The organism is Pseudomonas sp. UBA3153 (assembly GCF_002364635.1).
GTDB classification, from domain to species: domain Bacteria; phylum Pseudomonadota; class Gammaproteobacteria; order Pseudomonadales; family Pseudomonadaceae; genus Pseudomonas_O; species Pseudomonas_O kuykendallii.
On the sequence record NZ_DEYR01000048.1, the window covers coordinates 88,531 to 114,353 of the forward strand.

At 67.8% G+C, this 25,823-nt stretch carries 29 protein-coding genes; 18 read left to right on the plus strand and 11 right to left on the minus strand.

Annotated features, from left to right (window positions below):
• The first annotated feature begins 58 nt into the window (after positions 1–58).
• The 5 genes from B2X67_RS12970 (at position 59) to B2X67_RS12990 (ending at position 3,315) form a co-directional block, all read left to right on the plus strand.
• Entirely contained in the window at positions 59–436 is a 378-nt protein-coding gene (locus tag B2X67_RS12970; protein ID WP_286785733.1) for a NifB/NifX family molybdenum-iron cluster-binding protein, read from the plus strand.
• A 3-nt stretch (positions 437–439) separates the two neighbouring features.
• Positions 440–1,279, plus strand: coding sequence for a ModD protein (modD, locus tag B2X67_RS12975; RefSeq protein ID WP_286785734.1), 840 nt, complete (start codon positions 440–442; stop codon positions 1,277–1,279).
• 143 nt (positions 1,280–1,422) lie between these two features.
• Positions 1,423–2,301: an SIR2 family protein gene (locus B2X67_RS12980; RefSeq protein WP_286785735.1), complete on the plus strand. Its 879-nt coding sequence runs from the start codon at positions 1,423–1,425 to the stop codon at positions 2,299–2,301.
• Complete coding sequence (locus B2X67_RS12985; RefSeq protein WP_282342441.1) at positions 2,298–2,720, plus strand: hemerythrin family protein; 423 nt, start codon at positions 2,298–2,300, stop codon at positions 2,718–2,720. The genes B2X67_RS12980 and B2X67_RS12985 overlap by 4 nt, the downstream gene beginning before the upstream one ends.
• A gap of 37 nt (positions 2,721–2,757) precedes the next feature.
• A complete protein-coding gene (locus B2X67_RS12990; RefSeq protein WP_286785736.1) occupies positions 2,758–3,315 on the plus strand; it encodes a nitrogen fixation protein NifQ in 558 nt (185 codons plus the stop codon).
• A gap of 203 nt (positions 3,316–3,518) precedes the next feature.
• On the opposite strand, the gene B2X67_RS12995 is transcribed toward B2X67_RS12990, so the two are convergent.
• Genes B2X67_RS12995 through nifB form a run of 3 tightly spaced genes read right to left on the minus strand, consistent with a single transcriptional unit; the run spans position 3,519 to position 5,748 of the window.
• The gene (locus B2X67_RS12995; protein ID WP_286785737.1) at positions 3,519–3,923 is read right to left on the minus strand and encodes an ArsC/Spx/MgsR family protein; all 405 of its coding nucleotides are present in this window, start codon (positions 3,921–3,923) and stop codon (positions 3,519–3,521) included.
• Complete coding sequence (locus B2X67_RS13000; protein ID WP_286785738.1) at positions 3,920–4,201, minus strand: 4Fe-4S binding protein; 282 nt, start codon at positions 4,199–4,201, stop codon at positions 3,920–3,922. The genes B2X67_RS12995 and B2X67_RS13000 overlap by 4 nt, the downstream gene beginning before the upstream one ends.
• Before the next feature lie 59 nt (positions 4,202–4,260).
• Positions 4,261–5,748 carry a nitrogenase cofactor biosynthesis protein NifB gene (nifB, locus tag B2X67_RS13005; protein WP_286785739.1) on the minus strand — a complete coding sequence of 496 codons (1,488 nt, stop codon included), beginning with the start codon at positions 5,746–5,748 and terminating at the stop codon, positions 4,261–4,263.
• Between the two features lie 343 nt (positions 5,749–6,091).
• Between nifB and B2X67_RS13010 the strand changes: the two genes are divergently transcribed.
• Both B2X67_RS13010 and cowN read left to right on the plus strand, forming a co-directional pair.
• The gene (locus B2X67_RS13010) at positions 6,092–6,796 is read left to right on the plus strand and encodes a Crp/Fnr family transcriptional regulator (protein ID WP_286785740.1); all 705 of its coding nucleotides are present in this window, start codon (positions 6,092–6,094) and stop codon (positions 6,794–6,796) included.
• A gap of 81 nt (positions 6,797–6,877) precedes the next feature.
• On the plus strand, positions 6,878–7,183 hold the full coding sequence (gene cowN / locus B2X67_RS13015; protein WP_090231392.1) for a N(2)-fixation sustaining protein CowN: 306 nt from the start codon (positions 6,878–6,880) through the stop codon (positions 7,181–7,183).
• A gap of 69 nt (positions 7,184–7,252) precedes the next feature.
• Here cowN and nifA read toward each other — a convergent pair whose 3' ends face one another.
• Both nifA and nifL read right to left on the minus strand, forming a co-directional pair.
• Positions 7,253–8,800, minus strand: a complete 1,548-nt coding sequence (nifA, locus tag B2X67_RS13020; RefSeq protein ID WP_090231391.1) for a nif-specific transcriptional activator NifA — start codon at positions 8,798–8,800, stop codon at positions 7,253–7,255.
• Positions 8,793–10,337: a nitrogen fixation negative regulator NifL gene (gene nifL, locus B2X67_RS13025; protein ID WP_286785741.1), complete on the minus strand. Its 1,545-nt coding sequence runs from the start codon at positions 10,335–10,337 to the stop codon at positions 8,793–8,795. The genes nifA and nifL overlap by 8 nt, the downstream gene beginning before the upstream one ends.
• Positions 10,338–10,623: 286 nt before the next feature.
• On the opposite strand from nifL, the gene rsxA reads away from it, so the two are divergent.
• Genes rsxA through B2X67_RS13060 form a run of 7 tightly spaced genes read left to right on the plus strand, consistent with a single transcriptional unit; the run spans position 10,624 to position 15,886 of the window.
• Positions 10,624–11,205, plus strand: a complete 582-nt coding sequence (gene rsxA, locus B2X67_RS13030; RefSeq protein ID WP_273233644.1) for an electron transport complex subunit RsxA — start codon at positions 10,624–10,626, stop codon at positions 11,203–11,205.
• An 11-nt stretch (positions 11,206–11,216) separates the two neighbouring features.
• A complete protein-coding gene (locus B2X67_RS13035; RefSeq protein WP_273233645.1) occupies positions 11,217–11,753 on the plus strand; it encodes an RnfABCDGE type electron transport complex subunit B in 537 nt (178 codons plus the stop codon).
• Between the two features lie 2 nt (positions 11,754–11,755).
• A complete protein-coding gene (gene rsxC / locus B2X67_RS13040) occupies positions 11,756–13,195 on the plus strand; it encodes an electron transport complex subunit RsxC (protein WP_286785742.1) in 1,440 nt (479 codons plus the stop codon).
• Positions 13,192–14,268, plus strand: coding sequence for an RnfABCDGE type electron transport complex subunit D (locus tag B2X67_RS13045; protein ID WP_282342459.1), 1,077 nt, complete (start codon positions 13,192–13,194; stop codon positions 14,266–14,268). Before rsxC ends, B2X67_RS13045 begins: the two co-directional genes overlap by 4 nt.
• Positions 14,265–14,897, plus strand: coding sequence for an electron transport complex subunit RsxG (rsxG, locus tag B2X67_RS13050; protein WP_286785743.1), 633 nt, complete (start codon positions 14,265–14,267; stop codon positions 14,895–14,897). Before B2X67_RS13045 ends, rsxG begins: the two co-directional genes overlap by 4 nt.
• Positions 14,888–15,583: an electron transport complex subunit E gene (locus tag B2X67_RS13055; protein WP_376747729.1), complete on the plus strand. Its 696-nt coding sequence runs from the start codon at positions 14,888–14,890 to the stop codon at positions 15,581–15,583. The genes rsxG and B2X67_RS13055 overlap by 10 nt, the downstream gene beginning before the upstream one ends.
• Before the next feature lie 18 nt (positions 15,584–15,601).
• On the plus strand, positions 15,602–15,886 hold the full coding sequence (locus B2X67_RS13060; protein ID WP_090231383.1) for an RnfH family protein: 285 nt from the start codon (positions 15,602–15,604) through the stop codon (positions 15,884–15,886).
• Positions 15,887–16,009: 123 nt separating this feature from the next.
• Here the strand turns inward: B2X67_RS13060 and glyS are convergent, their stop codons facing one another.
• Positions 16,010–18,064, minus strand: coding sequence for a glycine--tRNA ligase subunit beta (glyS, locus tag B2X67_RS13065; RefSeq protein ID WP_286785745.1), 2,055 nt, complete (start codon positions 18,062–18,064; stop codon positions 16,010–16,012).
• On the minus strand, positions 18,064–19,011 hold the full coding sequence (gene glyQ / locus B2X67_RS13070) for a glycine--tRNA ligase subunit alpha (protein ID WP_282342464.1): 948 nt from the start codon (positions 19,009–19,011) through the stop codon (positions 18,064–18,066). The genes glyS and glyQ overlap by 1 nt, the downstream gene beginning before the upstream one ends.
• A 177-nt stretch (positions 19,012–19,188) precedes the next feature.
• On the opposite strand from glyQ, the gene B2X67_RS13075 reads away from it, so the two are divergent.
• From B2X67_RS13075 to B2X67_RS13090, 4 genes are all read left to right on the plus strand, one after another.
• Positions 19,189–19,743, plus strand: coding sequence for a DNA-3-methyladenine glycosylase I (locus B2X67_RS13075; protein WP_273233651.1), 555 nt, complete (start codon positions 19,189–19,191; stop codon positions 19,741–19,743).
• Positions 19,744–19,812: 69 nt separating this feature from the next.
• Positions 19,813–20,700 (plus strand): lysophospholipid acyltransferase, encoded by an 888-nt coding sequence (locus B2X67_RS13080; protein WP_286785746.1) that lies wholly within the window; start codon positions 19,813–19,815, stop codon positions 20,698–20,700.
• A 70-nt stretch (positions 20,701–20,770) separates the two neighbouring features.
• Positions 20,771–21,046 carry a PilZ domain-containing protein gene (locus B2X67_RS13085; protein ID WP_286785747.1) on the plus strand — a complete coding sequence of 92 codons (276 nt, stop codon included), beginning with the start codon at positions 20,771–20,773 and terminating at the stop codon, positions 21,044–21,046.
• 113 nt (positions 21,047–21,159) lie between these two features.
• Positions 21,160–21,813, plus strand: a complete 654-nt coding sequence (locus tag B2X67_RS13090; RefSeq protein ID WP_273233654.1) for a 7-cyano-7-deazaguanine/7-aminomethyl-7-deazaguanine transporter — start codon at positions 21,160–21,162, stop codon at positions 21,811–21,813.
• Positions 21,814–21,825: 12 nt separating this feature from the next.
• Here the strand turns inward: B2X67_RS13090 and B2X67_RS13095 are convergent, their stop codons facing one another.
• Genes B2X67_RS13095 through fmt form a run of 4 tightly spaced genes read right to left on the minus strand, consistent with a single transcriptional unit; the run spans position 21,826 to position 25,774 of the window.
• Positions 21,826–22,137, minus strand: coding sequence for a tetratricopeptide repeat protein (locus tag B2X67_RS13095; RefSeq protein WP_286785748.1), 312 nt, complete (start codon positions 22,135–22,137; stop codon positions 21,826–21,828).
• Between the two features lie 15 nt (positions 22,138–22,152).
• A complete protein-coding gene (trkA, locus tag B2X67_RS13100; protein ID WP_282342474.1) occupies positions 22,153–23,526 on the minus strand; it encodes a Trk system potassium transporter TrkA in 1,374 nt (457 codons plus the stop codon).
• A complete protein-coding gene (gene rsmB, locus B2X67_RS13105) occupies positions 23,523–24,845 on the minus strand; it encodes a 16S rRNA (cytosine(967)-C(5))-methyltransferase RsmB (RefSeq protein WP_286785749.1) in 1,323 nt (440 codons plus the stop codon). Before rsmB ends, trkA begins: the two co-directional genes overlap by 4 nt.
• Complete coding sequence (gene fmt / locus B2X67_RS13110) at positions 24,842–25,774, minus strand: methionyl-tRNA formyltransferase (RefSeq protein ID WP_286785750.1); 933 nt, start codon at positions 25,772–25,774, stop codon at positions 24,842–24,844. The genes rsmB and fmt overlap by 4 nt, the downstream gene beginning before the upstream one ends.
• Between the last annotated feature and the right edge of the window lie 49 nt (positions 25,775–25,823).

Sequence of the window (25,823 nt, forward strand, 5' to 3'; positions counted from 1 at the left end):
TATACCCACTTTTCAAGTAAGGGTATAAGGAGGCGATTCGCTCACAGGAGGAGCCGTCATGAAGATCGCCTTCGCTACCCAGGATTACGCACGGATCGCCAGGCACGCTGGCCAGGCACGCCATTGGCTGGTGTTCGACACCGAGTTCGCCGAGCGCCCGGCGCAACGCATCGAGCTGCAGCGCGAGCAGACCTTCCACCACCTGGCCGACGGTGCCGCCCATCCCCTCGACGGGGTCGAGCTGATTGTCGCCGCCAGCGCCGGCGACGGTTTCGTCCGCCACCTGCGCAAACGTCGGCAGGAGGTGCTGCTCACCGAACAGGGCGACCCGCACCTGGCCTTCCAACGGCTGCTGCGCGGCGAAACGCTGCCCGCGCCCGGCTTCGACGCGGCGCGCGTGTTGTGCAAGATCCACGACCTGTTCTCGAGGCATTGAGCGATGAGCGTATCCGTACTCGATGACGGGCAGCTTCACCAACTGCTGCGCGACGACGTGCCCTCCGGCGACCTGACCACCGATAGCCTCGGCATCGGCGGCCTCGCCGCGCGCCTCGACTGCTCGGCACGCCAGGCCATGACGCTGTGCGGCGTCGAGGAGGCCGCGCGGCTGTTCCAGTTGCTCGGCGCGCGGGTGGACATGCATGCATCCAGCGGCCAGGCGCTGGCCGCTGGCACGCCGATCCTTTCCGTCGAAGGCCGCGCCGGCGCGCTGCACCAGGGCTGGAAGACCGCGCAGGTGCTGATGGAGTGGGCCAGCGGCGTGGCCACTGCCAGCGCCGCCCTGGTGGCCGCCGCCGCATCGTTGCCGGTGGCCTGCACGCGCAAGAGTGCGCCGGGGACCAAGGCGCTGGCCATCAAGGCGGTTCGCGCGGGCGGCGCGACGCTGCACCGGCTCGGCCTGTCGGAGACCCTCCTGCTGTTCGCCGAGCACCGGCTGTTCCTCGACCAGGCGCCGGGCGACACCCTCGCCAGGCTGCGTCGTCGCGAACCGGAAAAGAAGATCGTGGTGGAGGTCGGCGATCTCGGCGAGGCCTTGCGCTGGGCCGAGGCGGATGTCCTGCAGCTGGAGAAATTCACCCCGGCGGCGCTGGCGGCGGTGCGCCGGGCGCTGGAGGACTGGCCGTCGCGGCCGCTGCTCGCGGCGGCTGGAGGCATCCATGCCGGCAACGCGGCGGAGTATGTCGCTGCCGGGGCCGATCTGCTGGTCACCTCATCGCCGTTCTCGGCGCCGCCCAAGGACGTACAGGTACGTTTCGGCCGGCCGCTCGCCACTGTGTAGCAAGTGCGACATCAGGGCCGCACGGTGCGTCGCAGACCGCACCAAAGGACCTTGGTATTCACAGGAAACCTTTCTGATTCAGTGGGTTGAAGAGTTGGCGCCGGGTTTGCAATGGATCGTTAAAACCCGGTGAGGAACCCGCCATGACCCCCGAGCTCCCCGTAGAACTGATCGCCGCGCGCCGTGCCGGCACCCTGGTGCCGATGCTTGGTCCGGCCGCGCTGGATGGCGTGGTCGACGCCCAGGGCCAGGCCATTCCGGCCGACAGCGAGAGCCTGATCCTGGCGCTTAATAACGGCCAGCCGATGGCCAAGAAGCTGATGTACGAGTTTCCCCGCGCCGCAATGAACGTCGAGCTCAAGCGCGGCCGCAGCGCGCTGGTGCGCTTCTTCGACGCCACCTACCGCGACCATGCCTGGAGCGCCTCGGCGCTGCACGGGCGGATCGCCGAGCTCGAACCGCCCTACGTGGTCGATTTCAACCGCGACACCCAGCTACAGGATTTCTGGGCCACCCGGCCGCACCTGCTGGTGGTCGGCATCGCCCGGCTGAGCGGCGAATTCGCCCGCTACCGGCTGTTCCAGCACGATGGCGAGGGTTACCGCGCGGTCGCCGAGGACACCCTCGATAGCAACCTGCCGGTGTTGTTCAAACCGGTCGGGGCGGCGCGCCCGGAGTCCCTCTACGTCGCCTCGGACGCCGACTACGTCGACTACCTCACCGAACTGATGGGCGGCTTCGGCATGCCGGCGTTTCTCAAGCAGCGCCGCGTGGGCATGCAGTACCTGCTGATCGGCCTGCGCCTGAACCGCGACACTGAACGCATGCTGCTCTCCGACATCGTCTGGGGCGCTGGCGAACCCGCCGGCTGGGCCTGCATGCCGGAGTGTTCGGCCAAGGAGCGGCGTTTTCTCGAACGCGCCGGCTTCGTCGTTCTCGACCTTGCCCCAGAGCAAGTCCTGAACGGTTTGAGTCCGCATCATGAACCCCTCGTCCGCCATCCCGCCGGAGCACATCCATGAGCCACGCTTCCTACCCGCTGCACCTGCACTACATGGGCCTTCCGGCTCTGGACAATTCGCGCCAGGCCTTCTTCGGCCTGCTCGGCGCCCTGCCCTTCGCCGAGCGCGAAAACACCGCGCCGCAGGTGATCGAGCGGATCATCGAGCGGGCCCGTGAACACTTCGCCCTGGAAGAACGCTTCATGCAGGCGACCGCCTACGGCGAGCAACGCGAGCACTGCGAAGAGCACCAGGAAACCCTGGACATGCTGCAACGCATGCAGGCGAGTTTCGGCCAGGCCAACGGCCGGCGCAGCCGCGAAGCGCTCTACCAGCGCGTGCTGCGCAACCTCGACGAACACATCCAGAGTCTGGACGCCTGCCTGGCGCTGCACCTGCAGCGTCCGCAAAGCTGGGAAGCGCAACAGCAGGTCGCCTGAAGGCAGTCCATTCCGTCGCGTTCCCCGGAGGTCGCCCATGAGCGCACTGCACCTGAGCCGCCCCTTGCTGAATGCCGAGCAGGTCTGGCTGGCGAGTAGCCACGGCCTGCCCAACGACCGCTGGCTGGCGCGCATGCTAGCGAGCCAGCGATTCGGACACAGCGCCCTGCCGGACGGTCTGGGCCTCGCGCCCCCGGACTTCGAGGTTCTGTTGCAGCGGCATTTCCCCGGCCTGGGGCAGGCCCCGGGCGCTGCGCTGCCGGCAGCCAGTCACCGGCGCGACGATTGCCAGGCGCTGGAGCAATTGCTGTTGAGCCACCGTGCCGGCAACGATCCCAGCGAAACCTGGATGGCCAGCATCCTCGCCCACGGCTGCCTGGGGGGCGATCACCTCTGGTACGACCTCGGGCTCTGGTCGCGCGACGACCTCAGCGCGCTGCTGGCGAGCAACTTCCCTGCCCTGGCCGAGCAGAACCGCTTCAACATGAAGTGGAAGAAATTCCTCTACCGCCTGCTCTGCGCCGGACGTTACTGCCGCTCGCCGAGCTGCCAGGACTGCATCGAGTTCAGCGAGTGCTTCGGCCCGGAAAGCTGAGCGGTCCATCGACCAGGTCATGGCCCGCTTGCGGGCCATAGGGTGGGCCGGGTGCAACCCGCGATCATCGTGCGGCAACGCGGATTCATCGGCGCTACGCGATGTGCCGATCGGGTCCGGTTCCTGATCATTTCAGAGCAATGACGGCCGCGTAGGGTGGGCTTCAGCCCACCGTTTGCCCGGCCCGCCGCACGGCTGGCATCTCAGCCGTGCTTGCCGCAGGCGCAGCCTTCCAGGCCGCTGCCGATGCTTCCCGCCGGCAGCTCCAGCAAGCTGTCCACTTGTGCGGCTTCGAAACCCACCAGGAAGCGCTCACCGCGTTGCAGCAGCGGCCTGCGGGTCAGCAGTGGTTCGCTGAGCAACAGTTCCAGGGCCTCTTCGGCGCCGAGTTCCTGCGGGCGGATCTCGCCGGAGGCGACCCTCGGGGCGGTCGGGTTGAACCATTCGGCCACCGGCAGCGGACCGAGGAATCGCAGCAGGCGTTCGGCCGTCCAGGCCTCGGCGCGCAGGTCGTGGACCTCGACCGGTACGTGCAGCGCGGCGAGTTGCTCCAGCTGACGCTGATTGCCTTTGCAGCCGGGCTTGCCATAGAAATGCAGGGTGGTCATCGGATGTCCTGGGGGATTGAGGAAGGAAGCTCGCCGGCCGACAGCAGGATGCCGGTCAGCGAGCCGGGAGGGTTCAGCGCATCGCCCAGCTCGTCGAGGATCGCGCCCTCGATCGGGCAGATGCTCGCGCACTGGGCTTCGTCGTGGTCGCCGACGCATTCGGTGCACTTGTCCGCATCGATGAGGAAGTGTGGCTGGGCCTGGTGGATCGCATCGTTCGGACAGACCGGAACGCAGGCCCAGCAGTTGACGCAGCTATCGATTATTTCCAGGGCCATCGGGGTTCTCCTCGGTGAACGGCGGCCCCTGTTCCGGGGCCTCTTGGATCGGTGGCGGGTCAGGCGCTCTGCCGCTGCTGGGCGACTTCGTCGGTCAGCTTGCCGGCCTCCAGCAGCTCCTGGTAAAGCGCCAGCACGGCTTCCTCGATGGGCTCCAGGGCGTGTTCGCCGTTGGGCTGGATGCCGGCGTTCTCCAGCGCGCTCCAGGGCTCGTAGCCGACCTTGGCGCAGAGCACCGCGCGGCAGCCTTCCAGTGCGTCGATGATCTTCGCCAGCGCGCTTTCACCTTCGCCGCAGCTGCTGTCGCCTTCGCAGTAGGGCGTTTCCACCCGGCGGTGGCCGATGAAACGCACGCCGGCGGGGGACGCTTCGTAGATCAGGAACTCGCGGGCGTGGCCGAAGTGTTCGTTGACCAGGCCGCCGCCCTTGGTGGCCACCGCCATCAGCGCGGTCGGCCCGGACGCTTGCAGGATGGGCACCGGCGCGGGTCCGTGCTGGCGGCGTTGGGCGAGCTCCTCGGCGATATCGGCGTGAACCCGGGCGCGGGTTTCCATCGCCGCGGCGTAGTCGATTTCCATGGCGTCGATCTTTTCCAGGGTGAACTCCGCGCCACGGTCTTCGCCGAGCAGGCCGACCGCATCGGCACGGCACTGGCGGCAGTGGCGCATCATGTTCATGTCGCCGGCGCAGGCATCCTGCAGCGCCTGCAATTCGGCGTGGCTCGGTTCGCGCTGTCCGGTGAGGCCGTAGAAGGTGCCGTGCTCGGCTTCGGCGATCAGCGGCATCACGTTGTGCAGGAAGGCGCCCTTCTCCTTGACGATGCGCGAGACCTCCTTGAGGTGCTCGTCGTTGACGCCGGGGATCAGCACCGAATTGACCTTCACCAGGATGCCGCGCTCCACCAGCATCTCCAGCCCGCGCTGCTGCTGCTCGATGAGGATGCGCGCGGCCTCGATGCCGCGGATGCGGCGGTTCTGCCAGAAGATCCATGGATAGATCTTCGCGCCCACCTCGGGGTCGACGCAGTTGATGGTGATGGTGACGTGGTCGATGTTGTGCTTGCTCAGCTCCTCGACGCTCTCCGGCAGGCTCAGGCCATTGGTCGAGACGCAGAGTTTGATGTCCGGGGTTTGCTCGCTGAGCATGCGGAAGGTGTCGAAGGTGCGCTGCGGGTTGGCCAGCGGGTCACCCGGCCCGGCGATGCCGAGCACGCTCATCTGCGGAATCGCCGCGGCGACCGCCTTGACCTTCTTCACCGCCTGTTCCGGGCTGAGCACCTCCGACACCACGCCGGGGCGCGATTCGTTGGCGCAGTCGTACTTGCGGTTGCAGTAGTGGCACTGGATGTTGCAGGCCGGCGCCACCGCGACGTGCATGCGCGCGAAGTAGTGGTGGGCGTCCTCCGAGTAGCACGGGTGGTTGAACACCTTGTCGCGTATCGCCTCCGGCAGATGACCGAGCTGGTCATCGCTGGAACCGCACGAGTTGGCCGCGCAGCCGCCCGAAGGAGACGCCGGTGGGTCGTTGAACAGAACGGGCAGGTCCATGGACGCTTCCTCCGGGTGAGATGAAGGTCGGATTGCAAGCGCTGTGCCGTTGCCTCTATCGAACGCCAACCCATTGTTTCCAAACGAATATCGGAAATCGCGCTGGCGCTTTCGGCGATCTGTGTGAACAACGCCCCACGTGCGATGGGAGGAATGTGAGGTTTGCGACAGCCCTGCGCCTTCGCGGCGTCGGGCCTGTCGCCGGGCCCGCGGGCAGAGGCCGTCCAGGCTCCGGCTGGCGGGCCCGCTGCGGCGGTTGGTCGCGAAGGCTGGCGACGGCAAGCTCCTTGCTGGGGATGCTGGGTGGTCGCCTCGCGCGACACTGCCGAACCGGAGCCCGCCGATGAACGATCACCAGTCCCAACGCCTGCTCGATGCCCTCTCCGAACCCTCGCGCGCCGCGCTGCTGGAAGGCTTCCGCGTGCGCCGCCTGGTGCAGGGCGAGATCCTTGGCGGCCCGCACGAGATCCGCGACAGCGTGTTCATCCTGCGCAGTGGGCGGATTCGCGTGTTCCTCACGTTCGAGGACAAGGAGCAGACGCTGACCTTCCTCGAGCCCGGCGATATCTACAGCACCCACAGCCGCGCCTACCTGCAGGCGATCAGCGAGTGCGACGTGCTGGTGACCGAGACGCGGACCATGCTCGGCAAGCTGGCGGCGCTGCCCGAGGCCGCGCCGGTGGTGATCCGTGTGCTGGCGCAGTCGCTGGGCAACGCCATGCAGATCATCGAGGACCTGGCCTTTCGCGATGTCGAGGGGCGCCTGGCGCGCTTTCTCGACGGCATGCTGCTGCGCAAGGGCGAACTGGTCGACGCGCGCAGCTGGCGCCTGCCGCTGGCGCTGAACACCGAGGACATCGCCCAGTTGCTTGGCACCACCCGGCAGACGCTGTCGTCGCTGATCGCCCGGCTGACCCGCGAGGGCATCCTCGAGCGCGACGGCGGCGGCACCTTCCTCATCCACCGCGCCGACCTGCTGCGCGAACGCAGCGGCTGGCGCTACAGCAGCTGGCGCGCGCAGGACAAGAACGCACTGTCGGCTGGCTGACAGACCGCGCCGGGTCGGCTTCCTAGGATGGCCTTCCAGCGACCGCTCTCCCGCGACGGAGGGCCCCATTCCGGAGGCAGCATGAACACCAGCGGCACTACGACCACCTACCGCAGCATCGCCGGTGAGGGCGACCTGCCCTACATCGATTGCGACCACTGCATCCGCCTGATCTACGCGCGCATCCAGCACCACATCGCCGAAGACGACGGCAACTGCGTGCTGTGCCGCTATTTCCGCGAAAAGCTCGGCGATCGCGACGGCTCCGAAGACGACGCCCGGCTGCTGCTGCACGCGCAGGTGAACATCATCCACGAGCTTTTCGAGCGGCGTCAGGACGACGAGGCGCAGACCCTGCTGTACCGGGTCGAGGACGATTGCTGCTGAGAGGCGCGAGCCCGCTGGCGATCCGCGCACGGCGATCGCCAGCAGGCGCTGCGCCGTCCTTCAGGTGGCTTACAGCTGCTTCACGCGGATGTTCAGTGTCTGGATGCGGTAGGCGATCTGCCGTGGCGTCATGCCCAGCAGGCGCGCGGCCTTGGCCTGCACCCAGCCGGCCTGTTCGAGGGCGGCGATCACCTTCTCACGTTCGTCGAGGCTGTCGTCGTCCAGCGCCACGGGCTCGCTGCGGCCGACGTTGATCTGCTCGTTGATCCCGGTGAGCAGCACCTGGTCGCGGTCGATCAGGCCGTCGCTGGACATCACCGCGGCGCGCTCCAGGCTGTTCTCCAGCTCGCGCACGTTGCCCGGCCAGTCGTGGTGCATCAGCACCCGCCGGGCGGCGTCGGTGAGCTCCAGCTCGCGGCCCTGCAGGCGGGAGATCTTCTGGATGAGGAACTGGGCGATGTCGGGGATATCCTCCATGCGCTCGCGCAGCGGCGGCATGACGATCGGCATCACGTTCAGCCGGTAGTACAGATCCTCGCGGAACTTGCCCTTGGCCACGTCGCTTTCCAGGTCGCGGTGGGTCGCGGCGATCACCCGCACGTCGACCTTCAGCGTGCGGGTGCCTCCGACGCGTTCCAGTTCGCCTTCCTGCAACACGCGCAGCAGCTTGGCCTGGAACGCCGCGGACACTTCGCCTATCTCGTCGAGGAACAGGGTGCCGCCGTTGGCTTGCTCGAAGCGGCCCTGGCGCTGGGTCATGGCGCCGGTGAAGGCGCCCTTCTCATGGCCGAACAGCTCGGACTCCAGCAGGTTCTCCGGCAGCGCCGCGCAGTTCAGCTTGATCATCGGCCCGCGTGCGCGCGGCGAGTTGTAGTGGATGGCGTTGGCGATCAGCTCCTTGCCGGTGCCGGTCTCGCCGCGGATCAGCACCGTGGTGTTCCATTTGGATACCTGGCGCACCTGGTCGAACACGTGCCGCATGGCGAAGGAGTGGCCGATGATGTTGTCGAAGCCGTACTGCGCGCGCACCGTTCGGCGCAGCTGGTCGCGCTCGTCCTTGAGCGCCTGCTTCTCGGTTTCCACTTCCCAGGCCAGGCGCACGCTCTGGCCGATCAGGTTGGCGACCATCTCGAGGAAGCGCCCGCGTTCCTCGAGCAACTGCAGGTGTACGGTGTTCGGTTGCGCGGCGAACACGCCGATGATTTCCCGGCTGCTGCGGATCGGCATGCCGATGAACGCGCGTTGCGGATCGTAGATGCCCAGCCGCGAGAGAAAGCGCGGGTCGTCGCCCAGGCGCGGCAGCACCAGTCCGGCGCCCTCGACGAAGACGCTGCCGACGATGCCCTCGCCGGTCTGGTAGCGCACCCCGCCGACGGTCAGCTCCGGCATGCCCTGCACGGCGTACACCAGCAGGCCGTCCTCGCCGGGCGGGGCGAGGCAGACCATGCCGCGCTCCAGGCCGCCGCGTTCGTGCAGCACCTGCAGCACCGAGCTGAGGGTTTCCTTCAGGTTGAGCGAATGAGAGAGCACGCGGCTGACCAGAAACAGGGTTTCCAGCTCGCCGGCGAGGATCGCCTGTAGGGTGCCTTGGTCGAGACGTTCGTTGAACTCAGACATAGGGGATCTGCACCCTTACCTGGCAGCCCTCGCCGGTCGCGGAGTCGATCTCGATCAGGCCCTCGTGGCGCATCACCACGTCTTGGGCCATGGTCAGGCCCATGCCGATGTGCGGCTGGCCGCGCGTCTTGGTGGTGAAGAACGGCTCGAACACGCGGCTCTGCAGCTCGGCGGCGATGCCCGCGCCGCTGTCTTCGATCAGCACTTCGACATGGTCCTCGCGGGCCAGCGTCGTCACGCTGATCTCGCGGGTGCCCTGGCGCCTGGCGTCGATGCCCTCGATGGCGTTGTCCAGCAACTGCTTGAAGAGCATGGTCAGCGAGGTCGGCAGGCCGTTGACGTTGGGCAGCAGCGACTCCGGACGCCACTCCACGACGATGCCCAGGCCGAGCAGACGCGGGGTGAGGATCCACAGCACGTTCTGCAGGATGGCGTTGAGGTTGACCGGCTGCAGCGGCTCCTGGGCCAGCGCCGGAATGCTCGCGTTCAGGTTGTCCAGGGTCATGCCGCCGACGCGCAGCACGTCATCGAACATCTTCTTCAGCGCCTGCTGGTCGAGCTGCGGCTGGCGTTCCAGCAGCTTGGCCGCGGCGGCGATCATGTTCAGCGGCCCGCCGAGCTGGTAGATCGCCCCGGACAGCGTCTCACGCACGCTGCGCACGCGTTCCTGCTCGGTGAGCAGGGCCCGCAGGCCGCTGGCGCGGATGTGGTCCTGCTGGCGCTTGAGCTCGCTGATGTCCTGCACGACCAGCAGCATGTAGCGGTAGCCGCGGTTCTCGTAGAAGGCTTCGGCGCTGGTGTCCTGCTCGTCGATGAGCGAGCCGGCGCAGCTGAACCACAGCGGCTCGCGGTCCTGGCGGTCGATGCGCACTTCCAGCGGGGCGAAGCCGCTGGCGAGCGCGTTGACCCGGTCGAACGCCGGTACCTCGCGCTCGAGCGCGGAAAGCAGCAGTTGCGCCGGGTCCGGCGCGAGGTCGCCGATCAGCTTCTTGTAGGTCTGGTTGCTGAGCAGCACGCGCTCGCGCGAGTCGAGCAGTACCATCGCCACCTGCGCGGCGTCCACCACCGATTCGATCAGGGTCTTCTGGTTGCGCACCTGGCGTTCGAGGCGGTGCATCTCGGTGACGTCGCGGTGCATGCCCAGGTAATGGGTGATGTTCTGCTCCTCGTCGAGCACCGGGGTTATGGTCAGGTCGGCGAGGTAGCGCGAGCCGTCCTTGCGCCGGTTCACCAGCAGGCCGTTCCACGGCTTCTGCCGCAGCAGCTGCGCCCACATGCTCTCGTAGACGATCGGCGGGGTGACGCGGTAGGAGAGGATCGACTCGTTGCGGCCGATCACCTCCGGCAGGGTGTAGCCGGTGACGCGCTGGAACGCCGGGTTCGCATAAACGATGTGGGCGTGGGCGTCGGTGATGGAGATCGCCAGCGCCGACTGTTCGACCGCCTGGCGGAACACCTGGGGCGGAAGCTGATCGTAATCGCCCGGTTCGCTCGGGACGGAGGACGAGTCGGAGTTCAGAGAGGTCGATCTGGACATGCGGGCGTGCTCGCTCACAGAGAGGACCCCGGATAAGGAGCAATAACCGTTCCATTGATAGGGATATGTGCCAGTCCCCAATGCCGCAGCGGCGTGGCGCGCGGCCGGGTCCACATACAGACGCCCGGGGCTGTGTGCCATACCCGACAAAGCCCCACCCTTCGGGCCAAGCCTGACAGCTCCGCGATGCCCTCCGATTGGGCGCAGGCCCCGAATGACGTGGGCTTGCCGCACTTTTTTCGACTGGCACGGCGCTTGCGCTGGGACAGCCAAGGAGGTGCCCCCCATGTCTGACTATCTGCTACTGCTGCTCTCGACCGCCCTGGTCAACAACGTGATCCTGGTGAAGTTTCTCGGCCTCTGCCCGTTCATGGGGGTGTCGAGCAAGATCGACAGCGCCCTCGGCATGGGTATGGCGACCACCTTCGTGCTCACCCTCGCCGCCGCCTGCTGCTGGCTGGTCGAGAACCTCATGCTGGCGCCGCTGGGGCTGCAGTTCCTGCGCATTCTCGCGTTCATCCTGATCATCGCCACGCTCGTGCAGTTCACCGAGATGCTGGTGCGCAAGGTCAGCCCCGGCCTGTACCAGGTGCTCGGCATCTACCTGCCGCTGATCACAACCAACTGCGCGGTGCTCGGTATTCCGCTGGTCAGCGCATCGAGCAAGGCCGGCTTCGCCGTCTCATTGCTCGACGGCTTCGGCTCCTCGCTCGGCTTCACCCTGGTAATGGTGCTGTTCGCCGGCCTGCGCGAGCGTCTGGCGCTGGCCGACACCCCCGCGCTGTTCCGCGGCTCGCCGATCGCCTTCGTCTGCGCCGGCCTGCTGGCCGTGGCGTTCATGGGCTTCGCCGGCCTCGGCGGACTTTAAGGAGCACCTCCATGCTGATGACCGTAATGCCGCTGACCGCCCTCGGCCTGGCCCTGGGCTTCCTGCTCGGCGGTGCCGACCGCCTGCTGCGCGTGCCGCGCGATGAGCTCGAGGAAGAGCTGCTGAAGATGCTTCCCGGCAGCCAGTGCGGCCAGTGCGGCTACATCGGCTGTGCCGGCGCCGCACAGGCGTTGGCCAAGGGCGAGGCTCCGCTGACCCTGTGCCCGCCCGGTGGTCGCGCGGTGGCCCAGGCGCTGGCCGAGCGCCTCGGCGTGGAGATGAACCTCGCCGACATGCCCGATGACGTGCCGCGCGTGGCGCAGGTGCTCGAGCACCTGTGCATCGGCTGCACCCGCTGCTTCAAGGTCTGCCCGACCGATGCGGTGATGGGCGCCGCCAAGCAACTGCACCAGGTGTTCGGCGACGCTTGCACCGCCTGCGGCAAATGCCAGGCGATCTGCCCCACCGAGGCGATACAGCTGACCCCGGTGGCCCCGAGCCTGCTGACCTGGGGCTGGGAACGGCCCCTGGCGACCCGAGAGGTATGAGGATGAAATGGAATCGTTGGCGCGGCGGGGTCCATCCAGCCGGTCGCAAGGAAGAGTCCAGCGCGCAGCCGATCCGTCGACTTCCGCTGCCCGAACTGTTGTTCATCCCGCTGCAGCAGCACGTCGGCGAGATGGCCATGCCGGTGGTTGGCGTCGGCCAGCGCGTGCTCAAGGGTCAACTGCTGGCCGCCGGCCAGGGCAACATCTCCGCGCCGCTGCATGCGCCGACGTCCGGGCTGGTGCGCGCGCTCGGCGAATACCCGGCGCCGCACCCGTCCGGGTTGCCGCTGCCGACGCTGGTGCTGGAAGTCGACGGCGACGACCGCTGGGTCGACCTGGAGGTCGCCGCCGATCCCTTCGCCCTGGCGCCGGAAGACGTCTGCCGGCGGGTGGGCGAGGCCGGTATCGTCGGCCTCGGCGGAGCGACCTTTCCTTCCGCGGTGAAGCTGGAGCTGAGCCTGCGCCGCGGCATCGATACGCTGGTGATCAACGGCGGCGAGTGCGAGCCCTACCTGACCAGCGACGACCTGCTGATGCGCGAGCGCGCCGCCGAGGTGATCACCGGCGCGCGGCTGATCCGTCATGCCGTGCAGGCGCGCCAGGTGCTGCTGGGTGTTGAGGACAACAAGCCCGAAGCCCTCGCCGCGCTGCGCCTGGCCGCGCTCGGTACTGAAGTCGAGGTGCAGTCGGTGCCCAGCCGCTACCCGATGGGTTCGGACAAGCAACTGGTGAAATGGCTGACCGGCCGCGAAATCCCCGCTGGCGGCCGCGCCGCCGACGCCGGCGTGCTGGTGCACAACGTCGCCACCGCCTACAGCGTCGCGCGCGCCCTGGTCCACGGGCAACCGCTGGTGTCGCGCATCGTCACCCTGGCCGGCGGCGCGATGGCCCACCCGGGCAACTGGGAAGTGCCCTTCGGCACCCTCATCAGCCGCCTGATCGAAGGCGCCGGTGGCTATCTGCAAACCCCGGCACGCCTGGTCATGGGCGGGCCGATGATGGGCATGCAACTGCCGCGTGCCGACGTGCCGGTGGTCAAGGGCTGCAGCGGCGTGCTGGCACTTTCCGCGGCGGAAGTCGCCGAGCGGGCGCCGGAGCCCTGCGTGCGCTGCGCCAACTGCGTACGCGGCTGCCCGCAGGGGCTGATGCCGCTGGAGATGGCCGCCTACATCCGCACCGGCGACCTCAAGGGCGCGCAGGCCCTGGGCCTGAAGGAATGCATCGGCTGCGGCGCCTGCTCGTACATCTGCCCGTCGAACATCCCCCTGACCCACTACTTCAACTACGCGCGCAACGAGCTGGCCACGATGGCCCGCCAGCAACGCAAGCTGGACGCCACGCGCCGGCTCGCCGAGCAGCGCGAGGCCCGCTTCGCCCGCGAACAGGCGCGGCTGGCGGCGCGTCGCGCGGCGGCCATGGCGCAGACGGAGAAAAGCCAATGAGCGAGACCAGCGTGGTCCACGGGCCACACGCCCACGCCGGGCCCAGCCTGCGGCGGATGATGCTCGAGGTGATCCTAGCGTTGCTCCCCGCGACCCTCTACGGCTTCAGCCAGTACGGCTGGCCGGCACTCTTCCTGTTCCTCACCTGCATCCTCTGCGGGCTGCTCATCGAGGCGCTCTGCCTGCGCCTGCAGAAACGCCCGCTGCGCGCCCTCGGCGACGGTTCGGCGCTGCTCAGCTGCTGGCTGCTGGCGCTCTCGTTGCCGCCGTGGGCGCCCTGGTGGGTGGCGCTGGTCGGTGCGCTGCTGGCGATCGGGCTGGTCAAGCAGCTGTTCGGCGGGCTGGGGCAGAACCTGTTCAACCCGGCGATGGCGGCACGCGTGATCCTGCTGATTGCCTTCCCCGTGGAGATGACCCGCTGGGTGCAGCCGCTCGCGCTGGGCAGCCTGCCGGCGCCGGGTATCATCGAGTCTCTGCAGATCACCTTCGGTGGGGCGCAGACCGATGCCTACGCTTCGGCCACCCTGCTCGGCCACGTGAAGACCGAGCTGAGCCGCGGTAGCGCATTGAGCGCGGCGCTGGCGGACATCTACCGACCGCTGCAGGCGCTGCTCGGCGAGCGCGCCGGCAGCATGGGCGAGGGTTCCGCCCTACTGCTGGCGCTCGGCGGCTGCTTCCTGCTGGCGCGCCGGGTGATCACCTGGCAGGCGCCCGTGGGGCTGACCCTCGGCCTCGCCCTGCCGGCGCTGGCGATGTACCTGATCGATCCGCTGCGCTATGCCAGCCCGCTCTATCACCTGCTCTCCGGCGGCTTCATGCTGACCCTCTGGTTCATCGTCACCGACCCGGTGACCTGCCCGGCGTCCGCCGCCGGGCGGCTGCTCTTCGGCCTGCTGTGCGGCGTGCTGATCTACCTGATCCGCACCTACGGCAGCTATCCCGAGGCGGTGGCCTTCGCCCTGCTGCTGATGAACGCGGCGACCCCGCTGATCGACCGTTACCTGCGTCCGCGCATCTATGGCCGCACTCGCCAGGGTGCCGCCCTGCAACCATTCAACCGGAGGGCGCCATGAACTGGCAGCGTCTGCACGGCTACCTCAGCTACCAGAGCCTGATGCTCGGCGCCGTGGTCCTGGTCACCTGCGCCGCCCTCGGCTGGGCGGCGCAGCGCACGCACGACCCGATCCTCGCCGCCGAGGCCCAGGACCTGCGCAATAACCTGTCCCGCGTGCTGCCGCACGGCAGCTACGACAACGACCTGCTGCAGACCCGCGCGCAGGTCGACGGCCCGGAAGGGCCGCTCGACGTCTACCGCGCCACGCTGCAGGGCAAGCCGGTGGCGGCGATCTTCGCCGTGCACGGGCGTGGCTATGCCGGTGACATCGAGGTGCTGCTGGCCATTTCGCCGGAAGGCGCGCTGCTCGGCGCACGGGTGCTCAAGCACAAGGAAACCCCGGGGCTGGGCGACAAGATCGACGTCGAAAAGAACCCCTGGATCACCCGCTTCCAGGGTCTCTCGCTGGGCAATCCGCCCGTGGAGCGCTGGGCGGTGAAGAAGGACGGCGGCGACTTCGACCAGTTCGCCGGCGCCACCATCACCCCGCGCGCGGTGGTCAAGGAAATCCGTGAGGGCCTGGAGTTCTTCGCCAGCCATCGCCAGCAACTGTTCGGCGAAACCCTCGCCGCCGGAGAATCGCAATGAGCAACTACCTGCGCATCGCCCAGGACGGACTGTGGAGCAACAACATCGTGTTCGCCCAGGTGCTCGGCATGTGTCCGACCATGGCGGTCACCGGCTCGGCGACCAACGGCCTGGGCATGGGCCTGTGCACGACGCTCGTGCTGGTCTGCGCCAACCTGCTGGTTTCGATGATTCGCCAGGCGGTGACCGAGGCCATCCGCATCCCGGTGTTCATCGTCATCATCGCCACCCTGGTGACGCTGCTGGACATGATGATGAACGCCTGGGCCCACGCGCTGTACCAGGTGCTTGGTCTGTACATCGCGCTGATCGTCGCCAACTGCGCGGTGCTTGGACGCTCGGAGGCCTTCGCCTCGAAGAACGGCGTGGTCGCCTCGACCCTCGACGGCCTGTTCATGGGGCTGGGATTCACCTTCGCGCTGACCCTGATCGGTGCGATCCGCGAGCTGATCGGCAACGGCACGCTGTTCGCCGACGCGCACCTGCTGCTCGGCTCCTCGTTCGCCTTTCTCGAGACCCGGGTGATCCCCGACTACAAGGGCTTCCTGCTGATGATCCTGCCGCCGGGCGCGTTCTTCGCGCTGGGCTTCCTGCTCGCGCTCAAGCGCTGGATCGATCAGCGCCAGCAGGCACGCCAGGGCATCCAGGCCGCACCCGCCGCCGCGCTCGGCGGTGGCTGCCACTGACTTTCAGGGAGCAGGAACATGCAGATCGTCGTTGCTTATGCCGAGGCCAATAATCAGGCCTGGCTGGAACTGGACGTGCCGGAGGACTGCTGCGTGCGCGACGCCATCGAGCGTTCGGGAGTGCTCAAGCGCTTCCCGGCGCTGGACCTGGCGAAGAGCAAGGTCGGCATCTACGGCAAGCTGGTGAAGCTGGAGGCCCCGCTGCAGCCGGGCGACCGCGTGGAGATCTACCGCGCCATACTGGTCGATCCCAAGCTGGTGCCGCGGCGCAAGATGGATGATGACGACGACGATGACGATTGAGGCCGGCGGGACGGGTGTAGCCCTCCCCTGAACCGCGTTCGGCACCGCGTGCCGTAGCAGCCGGCGTTTCCGCCGGCTTCGTCGCGCAGCAGGGGTCAGCCGCGTGGCGGCATCCCCCCTTCCTCACCCCAGCAGCGAAATGTCCGCCACGCCGAGGAACAGCCCGCGCAACTGCGCCAGCAGCGCGTAGCGGTTGGCGCGTACCGAGGCGTCTTCGGCGTTCACCAGCACCGCTTCGAAGAACGCATCCACCGGCTGGCGCAGCGCGGCCAGGCGCGCCAGCGCCTCGCTGTACTGCCGCGCCGCCGCCATCGGCCGGACCGCCTGGTCGGCCTGCTGCATCGCGGCGTACAGGGAGAACTCGGCGGGGTTGTCGAAGTAGTGCGCCTGGACGCCGGCCGGCAGCGTGCCGTCGAACTTGCCCAGCAGGTTCGACACGCGCTTGTTGGCGGCGGCCAGGGCAGCGGCTTCCGGCAGGCGGCGGAACAGCTGCACCGCTTGCACGCGCTGGTCGAAGTCCAGCGGGGAGCCCGGCTGCAGCGCGCGTACCGCCTGGTAGGCGGCGACGTCCACGCCTTCGTCTTCGTAGCGCGCACGCAGGCGGTCGAAGACGAAATCCAGCACTTGGGTGGCCAGGCCGTTGGCTTTCACCTGGCCGCCGAACTGGCGGATGGCGAAGGCCACGGTCTCGTTCAGGTCCAGGTCCAGGCCCTTCTCGATGAGAATGCGCAGTACGCCGAGGGCGGCGCGACGCAGGGCGTAGGGGTCCTTGCTGCCGGTGGGCAGCATGCCGATGCCGAAGATGCCGACCAGGGTATCGAGCTTGTCGGCCACCGCCACGGCGGCGCCGGTCAGGGTGGTCGGCAGCTCGGCGCCGGCGCCGCGCGGCATGTACTGCTCGTTCAGTGCCAGCGCCACGTCTTCCGGCTCGCCGCCGTTGAGCGCGTAGTAGTAGCCGGCGATGCCCTGCATCTCCGGGAACTCGCCGACCATCTCGGTGGCCAGGTCGCACTTGCTCAGCAGGCCGGCACGCGCGGCGTTGCGCGCATCGCCGCCGACCCGCTCGGCGATGAACGCCGCCAGTTTCGAGACGCGCTCGGCCTTGTCGTAGACGGTGCCGAGCTGGGCCTGGAAGACCACCTTCTTCAGCCGCTCGTTGAAGCTTTCCAGCGGCTGCTTCTTGTCCTGCTTGAAGAAGAACTCGGCGTCGGTGAGGCGCGGGCGCACCACCTTCTCGTTGCCGGAGACGATCTGCGTCGCATCCAGACTGTCGATGTTGGCCACGGTGATGAAGCGCGGCAGCAGCTTGCCGTTGGCGTCCAGCAGGCAGAAGTACTTCTGGTTGTCCTGCATGGTGGAGATCAGCGCTTCCTGCGGCACGGCAAGGAAGCGTTCCTCGAACGAACAGACCAGCGGCACCGGCCATTCGACCAGCGCGGCGACTTCGTCGAGCAGCGCCGGCGGCACGATCGCGCTGCCCTGCTCGGCCGCCGCCAGTTCGGCGACGCGGGCGGAGATCAGCGCCCGGCGCTCGGCGAAGTCGGCGATCACGTGGGCGCCGCGCAGCGTTTCGGCGTAGGCGGCTGGGCTGGCGATGGTCACCGCATCCGGATGATGGAAGCGGTGGCCGCGGCTCTCGCGGCCGGCGGTCTGGGCGAGAATCTCGCAGTCGATCACGTCGTCGCCGAAGAGCATCACCAGCCACTGCGTCGGGCGCACGAACTCTTCCTTGCGCGCCGCCCAGCGCATGCGCTTGGGAATCGGCAGGTCGTTCAGCGAGGTCTCGACGATGCCCGGCAGCAGGCCGATGGCGGGCTGGCCGGGGATGCTGCGGCTGAACTTCAGCTTGGCGCCGCTGCGGTCGACCTCGGCGAGGTCGACGCCGCATTTCTTGGCGAAGCCCAGGGCCGCGGCAGTGGGGTTGCCCTCGGCGTCAAAGGCGGCCTGGATCGGCGGGCCGTCGAGATTGACGCTGCGGTCCGGCTGCTGGCTATCCAGCTGCTCGACCAGCACCGCGAGACGCCGTGGCGCGGCGTAGACGCGCGCGGAAGCGTAGCCGAGGCCGGCGGCCTTGAGGCCTTTTTCGATGCCGGCGAGAAAGGCATCGCCGAGGCTTTTCAGCGCTTTCGGCGGCAGCTCTTCGGTGCCCAGTTCAACCAGGAAATCCTTGGTGGTCATTATTCGGCCTCCTTCAGCTTGGCCAGTACTTCGTCACGCAATTCGGGAGTGGCCATCGGGAAGCCGAGGCGCGCGCGGGCCTGCAGGTAGCTCTGCGCCACGGCGCGGGCGAGTGCGCGAACACGCAGGATGTACTGCTGGCGCGCGGTCACCGAGATGGCGCGGCGGGCGTCGAGCAGGTTGAAGGTGTGCGACGCCTTCAGGACCATCTCGTAGGTCGGCAGCGGCAGCTCCAGCTCGATCAGGCGGTTGGCCTCGCTCTCGTAGAAATCGAACAGCTCGAACAGCTTGTCGACGTTGGCGTGCTCGAAGTTGTAGGTGGACTGCTCCACCTCGTTCTGGTGGAACACGTCGCCGTAGGTCACGGTGCCGAACGGGCCGTCGGTCCAGATCAGGTCGTAGACCGAGTCGACGCCCTGCAGGTACATGGCCAGGCGCTCCAGGCCGTAGGTGATCTCGCCGGTCACCGGGTAGCATTCGATGCCGCCGACCTGTTGGAAGTAGGTGAACTGGGTGACTTCCATGCCGTTCAGCCAGATTTCCCAGCCGAGACCCCAGGCGCCGAGGGTCGGCGACTCCCAGTTGTCCTCGACGAAACGGATGTCGTGCACCAGCGGATCGAGGCCGATGCGCTTCAGCGAGCCGAGGTAAAGCTCCTGGAAGTTTTCCGGATTGGGTTTGAGCACCACCTGGAACTGGTAGTAGTGCTGCAGGCGGTTGGGGTTCTCGCCATAGCGGCCGTCAGCCGGACGCCGGGAGGGCTGCACGTAGGCGGCGTTCCAGGTTTCCGGGCCGATGGCGCGCAGGAACGTGGCGGTGTGGAAGGTGCCGGCGCCCACTTCCATGTCGTAGGGCTGCATCACCACGCAGCCCTGCTCGGCCCAGTACTGCTGGAGGACGAGAATCAGATCCTGGAAGGTGCGCACGGAGGGCTTGGTCTGGCTCAAGAAAGATCACCCGTTGAGGCTGCGACGAAAAACCGGGGAGTATACCGAAGCCGCGGCCATCCCGCAGGGCGCGCAGCCCGACGTCGGTCCTCGAAGCGCGAATCGCCGCTCGATACCTGTTTTTTTAACCAGTGTCTTGGCTATAGTGTCCAGCCCTTCCCCCTGAGGTTCACGCCCATGCCGCGCTGCTTCTGGTGCACCGACGATCCCCTCTACATCGCCTACCACGACGAGGAATGGGGTGTGCCGCAGCGCGATCCGCAGCGGCTGTTCGAGATGCTGCTGCTCGAAGGTTTCCAGGCGGGACTGTCGTGGATAACCGTGCTGAAGAAGCGCGAGCGCTACCGTGAGGTGCTGTTCGGTTTCGATGCCGAGCGCCTGGCGCGGATGACCGACGAGGAGATCGAGGAGCGCATGCAGGACCCCGGCATCATCCGCAACCGGCTCAAACTGCAGGCCGCGCGCCGGAATGCGCAGGCCTGGCTGAAGCTTGAGGACCCGGTGACGCTGCTCTGGTCGTTCGTTGGCGGCCAACCGAGGATCAACCGCTTCGACGGGCGCGGCGACGTGCCGGCGGTGACCGCGCAAGCCGAAGCGATGAGCAAGGCGCTCAGGAAACTCGGCTTCACCTTCGTCGGTCCGACCATCTGCTATGCGTACATGCAGGCCACCGGAATGGTGATGGACCACACCCTCGAATGCGATCGTCATAGCGCTCTGTCAATGAACTGATACCTCCGTAGCGCTGAAAGGCGTAGGCGAGACGGGTACAATGCTTGCCTTTGAAAATCGGAGACCGTTGTGGAGAAGTTCAAAGGCGCGTTGGTCGTAGGCTTCCTGCGCCTGTTCGCGCTGCTGCCCTGGCGTGTTGTGCAGGGGCTCGGTGCGTTCATCGGCTGGCTGATGTGGCGGCTGCCCACCGATACGCGCGAAGTGGCGCGGATCAACCTGAGCAAGTGCTTCCCGGAACTGGATGCCGATGCGCTGGAAAAACTCCTGCGCCGAAGCCTGATCGACATCGGCAAGACCCTCACCGAAAGCGCCTGCGCGTGGATCTGGCCGGCGGGCAAGTCGCTGGCGCTGGTGCGTGAAGTCCAGGGGCTCGAGGTGTTGCAGCAGGCACTCGCCTCGGGCAAGGGCGTGGTCGGCATCACCAGCCACCTGGGCAACTGGGAAGTGCTCAACCATTTCTACTGCGCACAGTGCAAACCGATCATCTTCTACCGCCCGCCGAAGCTCAAGGCGGTCGACGATCTGCTGCAACGCCAGCGCGTGCAGATGGGCAATCGGGTTGCGCCATCGACCCGCGAAGGCATCCTCAGCGTGATCAAGGAAGTCCGCCGCGGCGGCGCCGTAGGGATTCCCGCCGACCCCGAGCCGTCGCTTTCCGCCGGCTTCTTCGTGCCCTTCCTCGGCACGCGGGCGCTGACCAGCAAGTTCGTCCCCGGCATGCTCGACCACAAGAAATCCCTGGGCGTGTTCCTCCACGCGCTGCGTCTGGAAGACGGCTCCGGTTACCGGGTCATCATCGAGGCGGCGCCGGAGGCCATGTACGGCGAGGACGTCGAGGCGGCAGTGGCGTCCATGAGCGAGACCATCGGCAACTATGTGCGCACCTACCCCAGCCAGTACATGTGGACGATGAAGCGTTTCAAGAAGCGCCCCGAAGGGGAGGCCCGCTGGTACTGAAGTGCCCTGCGGGCTGGGCGTGAGGGGCGAACTACGGTATTAAGTGGCCACCATGCCGAGGAAGCTGCTCATGTCTAATCAGCGTCGCCATCCGCGCATCCCGATGAAGTGCAGAATCAAGGTCAGCCATGAAAGCTTCGGTGAACTCATCGCGCAGACCCGCGACCTCTCCGATGGCGGCGTCTTCATCCGTCACCCGCAACTGGTTGGTCTCGCCACCGGCACGCTGATCAGCGGCCAGGTGCAGGACCTGCCGATCGAGGCGCCGGTGCTGAGGATGCAGGTGATGCGCGCGGACGGCGAAGGCGTCGGGGTGCGCTTCATCCTCGACGAAGAGGCCGGCTAGGCCACCGCTCGCCGGCCTGCCGACGAAAACGCTTACCAGCACGCGACACTGCGGCTAGAATGCCGGCCGCTGAAATGGGTTCCCTCACCCCATCACTCCAAAAAGGACGCAAGATGCCGACGTTTTCCTCATCGGCCCGCCGCGCGACGCTGGCCGGTCTGATCGCTTTCCACATCCTCATCATCATCGCCAGCAACTACCTGGTGCAGCTGCCGATCTCGCTGTTCGGCTGGCATACCACCTGGGGCGCGTTCAGCTTCCCGTTCATCTTCCTGGCCACCGACCTCACCGTGCGTCTGCTCGGCAAGGAACCGGCGCGGCGGGTGATCGCCAAGGTGATGCTGCCGGCGCTGGTCGCCTCCTACATCGTCTCGGTGCTGTTCCACGATGGCGCCTTCGGTGGCTTCGCCGCGCTGGGCGAGTTCAACCTGTTCGTCTTCCGCATCGCCCTGGCCAGCTTCCTCGCCTACGCCTTCGGCCAGCTGCTCGACATCCAGGTGTTCGACCGCCTGCGGCGCATGCGCCAGTGGTGGATCGCGCCGACCGCCTCGACCATCCTCGGCAACCTGCTGGACACCTTCGTATTCTTCTCCATCGCCTTCTGGCACAGCAGCGACCCGTTCATGGCGGCGAACTGGGTGGAGATCGCCAGCGTCGACTACGCGATCAAGCTGACGGTCAGCCTGATCCTCTTCGTGCCGCTCTACGGGATTCTGCTGAACTGGATCGTGCGCCAGCTGCCGCGCAGCCCGGCGCTGTCGTCCTGATCCGCTAGCGCCTCAGCGCTGCTTGTCCAGCTTGCGCAGGAACACCGTCATCTCCTTCTCCGCCTGCTTGTCGCCGCGCGCCTGCGCGGCTTGCAGGCCCTGGCCCCAGGCCTCGCGTGCGGCCGCCGGATCGCCGGCCTGCAACAGCGCCTTGCCGAGCAGCTTCCAGGCCGCGGAATAGGTGGCATCAAGCTCGACACAGCGGCGCAGGTGCCCGGCGGCGCGCGGGAAGTCGCCGGCGTCCAGGTAGCCCTTGCCGAGGCCGAAGCGCAGCAGCGAATTGTCGACGCCCCTGGCGAGCATCCTTTCCAGCGACTCGAGCATGCGCGCCTCCGCGGATCAGAAGAACGTCAGGCCGGCCTGGAACAGGCGCTCGACGTCACGGATGTGCTTCTTGTCGACGAGGAACAGGATCACGTGGTCGCCGGACTCGATCAGCGTGTCGTCGTGGGCGATCAGTACCTGTTCGTCACGCACCACGGCGCCGATGGTGGTCCCCGACGGCAGGGCGATTTCCTCGACCATCCGCCCGACCACCTTGCTCGACCGCGAGTCGCCGTGGGCGACGATCTCGATCGCTTCGGCGGCGCCGCGCCGCAGCGAGTGGGCACTGACGATGTCGCCGCGCCGCACGTGGGACAGCAGCGAACCGATGGTCGCCAGCTGCGGGCTGATCGCCACGTCGATTTCGCCCCCTTGGATCAGGTCGACGTAGGCCGGGTTGTTGATAATGCTCATCACCTTGCGCGCACCCAGGCGCTTGGCCAGCAGCGAGGACATGATGTTGGCTTCGTCATCGTTGGTCAGGGCGAGGAAGATGTCGGCGTCGGCGATGTTCTCCTCCAGCAGCAGGTCGCGGTCCGAGGCGCTGCCCTGCAGCACGATGGTGCTGTCCAGCGAGTCCGACAGGTGGCGGCAGCGCGCCGGGTTCATCTCGATCACCTTCACCTGGTAGCGGCTCTCGATGGCTTCGGCCAGGCGTTCGCCGATCTGCCCGCCACCGGCGATCACCACGCGCTTGTAGTCACTTTCCAGCCGGCGCATCTCGCTCATCACCGCGCGGATGTGCCCGGTCGCGGCGATGAAGAACACCTCGTCGTCCGCCTCGATCACGGTGTCGCCCTGTGGCGTTATCGGCCGGTTGCGACGGAAGATCGCCGCCACGCGGGTGTCGACGTTGGGCATGTGCTCGCGCAGCTGGCGCAGCTGCTGGCCGACCAGCGGCCCGCCGTAGTAGGCGCGCACCGCCACCAGCTGCGCCTTGCCGTCGGCGAAGTCGATCACCTGCAGCGCGCCGGGGTACTCGATCAGACGCTTGATGTAGTTGGTCACCACCTGCTCGGGACTGATCAGCACATCCACCGGGATGGCGTCGTTGTCGAACAGTCCGGAGCGTGTCAGGTAGGCCGATTCGCGCACCCGGGCGATCTTGGTCGGGGTGTGGAACAGGGTGAAGGCGACCTGGCAGGCGACCATGTTGGTCTCGTCGCTGTTGGTTACCGCCACCAGCATGTCGGCGTCGTCGGCGCCGGCCTGGCGCAACACGGTGGGGAACGAGCCGCGGCCCTGGACGGTGCGGATGTCGAGGCGGTCGCCGAGGGCGCGCAGGCGCTCGCCGTCGGTGTCGACCACGGTGATGTCGTTGGCTTCGCTGGCGAGGTGCTCGGCAAGGGTGCCGCCGACCTGGCCAGCGCCGAGGATGATGATTTTCAACCGTTCTCCTTGCTCGCCGGCGTCGCGGCGATCTTCACCAGCTTGGCATAGTAGAAGCCGTCATGGCCGTCTTCCTGCGGCAGCAACTGGCGGCCGTGCGGCTGTTCGATGCCGAAGCCCCCGGCGATTGCCAGTTCGCGCGCGCCGGGCTGGCGAGCGAGGAAGGCGCCGATCACCTCGCTGTTCTCCGTCGGCAGCACCGAGCAGGTGGCGTAGAGCAGCACGCCGCCGACGTCGAGGGTCGGCCACAGCGCGTCCAGCAGCTCGCCCTGCAGCGCGGCCAGCGCCGGGATGTCCGCGGGCTGGCGGGTCAGCTTGATGTCCGGGTGGCGCCGGATGACGCCGGTGGCCGAGCACGGCGCGTCGAGCAGGATGCGCTGGAACGGCCGGCCGTCCCACCAGTCGCCGGTGGCGCGGCCGTCGGCGGCGACCAGGCGTGCATTCAGGCCCAGGCGGGCGAGGTTTTCGCGCACCCGCACCAGGCGTTTTTCTTCCAGGTCGACGCCGAGCACGTCGAGCGTCGGCTCGGCTTCCAGCAGGTGGCAGGTCTTGCCGCCCGGCGCGCAGCAGGCGTCGAGCACGTGCTGGCCGGGCGCCAGGTCGAGCAGGCCGGCGGCCAGCTGCGCGGCTTCGTCCTGCACGCTGACGCGGCCCTCGGCGAAGCCTGGCAGGGTCTTCACGTCGCGCGCTTCGAGCAGGCGCACGCCGTCGCGACTGAACTCACAGGGCGCGGCGGCGATGCCGGCGGCCTGCAGTTCGGCGAAGTAGGCATCGCGCGCGCCGTGCTGGCGGTTGACCCGCAGGATCAACGGCGGATGGGCGTTGTTCGCCGCGCAGATGGCCTGCCAGTGCTCGGGCCAGAACCCCTTCAGGGCCTTCTGCAACCAGCGTGGATGTGCGCTGTGCAGCACCGGATCGCGCTCCAGGCTGGCGATCAGCGCATCGCCATCGCGCTGGGCGTTGCGCAGCACGGCGTTGAGCAGGCCCTTGAGCGACGACTTCTTCAGGCCGTCGGCGCAGGCGACGGTCTCGCCGATCGCGGCGTGCGGCGGGATGCGCGTATGGAACAGCTGGTAGAGGCCGATCAGCAGCAGCGCCTCGACATCGCGGTCGGCGGCCTTGAACGGTTTCTGCAGCAGCTTCTCGGCGAGCAGCGCCAGTCGCGGTTGCCAGCGCGCGGTGCCGAAGGCAAGGTCCTGGGCCAGGCCGCGGTCGCGGGCGTCCACCCGCTCCAGCAGCGGTGGCAGGCTGCTGCCCAGCGAGGCCTTGCCGGAAAGCACCGCCGCCAGGGCCCGCGCGGCGGCCAGGCGCGGGTTCATTGGCCGAGTACCGTGCCGGGCAGGAAGCGTTCGCGGCGGCTGTTGTAATGGTCGGCGAAGTCCAGCGGTTTTCCGCCAGGCAGTTGCAGGCGGGTGAGCAGCAGCGCGCCCTCCCCGCAGGCGACGCTCAGACCGTCACGGCTGGCCGCGAGAATCTCGCCGGGCCGACCCTGGCCTTCCCCAAGCCGCGCCGCGAGCACCTTCAAGGGTTCGCCGGCGAGGGTCGAATGGCATACCGGCCAGGGATTGAAGGCGCGCACCTGGCGCTCCAGCTCGACGGCCGGACGCGTCCAGTCGAGGCGCGCCTCGTCCTTGTCCAGCTTGCGCGCGTAGGTGGCCAGCGCGTCGTCCTGGATCTCGTCGACCAGGCTCCCCGCGGCGAGCCCGTCGACCGCCTGCAGCAGCGCCTGTGCGCCCAGCTCCGCGAGGCGGTCGTGCAGGCTGCCACCGGTGTCGTCGCCGGCGATCGGCGTGCGCACCTTGAGCAACATCGGCCCGGTGTCCAGGCCGGCCTCCATGCGCATCACGGTCACGCCGCTTTCACTGTCGCCGGCTTCCACCGCGCGCTGGATCGGTGCCGCGCCGCGCCAGCGCGGCAGCAGCGAGGCGTGGCTGTTGACGCAGCCCAGGCGCGGGATGTCGAGCACGACCTGCGGCAGGATCAGCCCGTAGGCGACCACCAGCAGCAGGTCCGGCTGCAGCGCCGCCAGTTCGGCCTGGGCAGCGGGGTCGCGCAGGGTCGCCGGTTGCAGCACCGGAATCCCGTGCTGCGTGGCGAGCTGCTTCACCGGGCTGGGCATCAGCTTCTGCCCGCGTCCGGCCGGGCGGTCCGGCTGGGTGTAGACGGCGACGATCGGCTGCCCGGCGTCGAGCAGAACCTGCAGGTGGCGGGCGGCGAATTCCGGCGTACCGGCGAAAACGATGCGCAAAAGAGGAGCTCCAGAATGCAAAAAGGCTTGCCGGAGCAAGCCTTGGAAA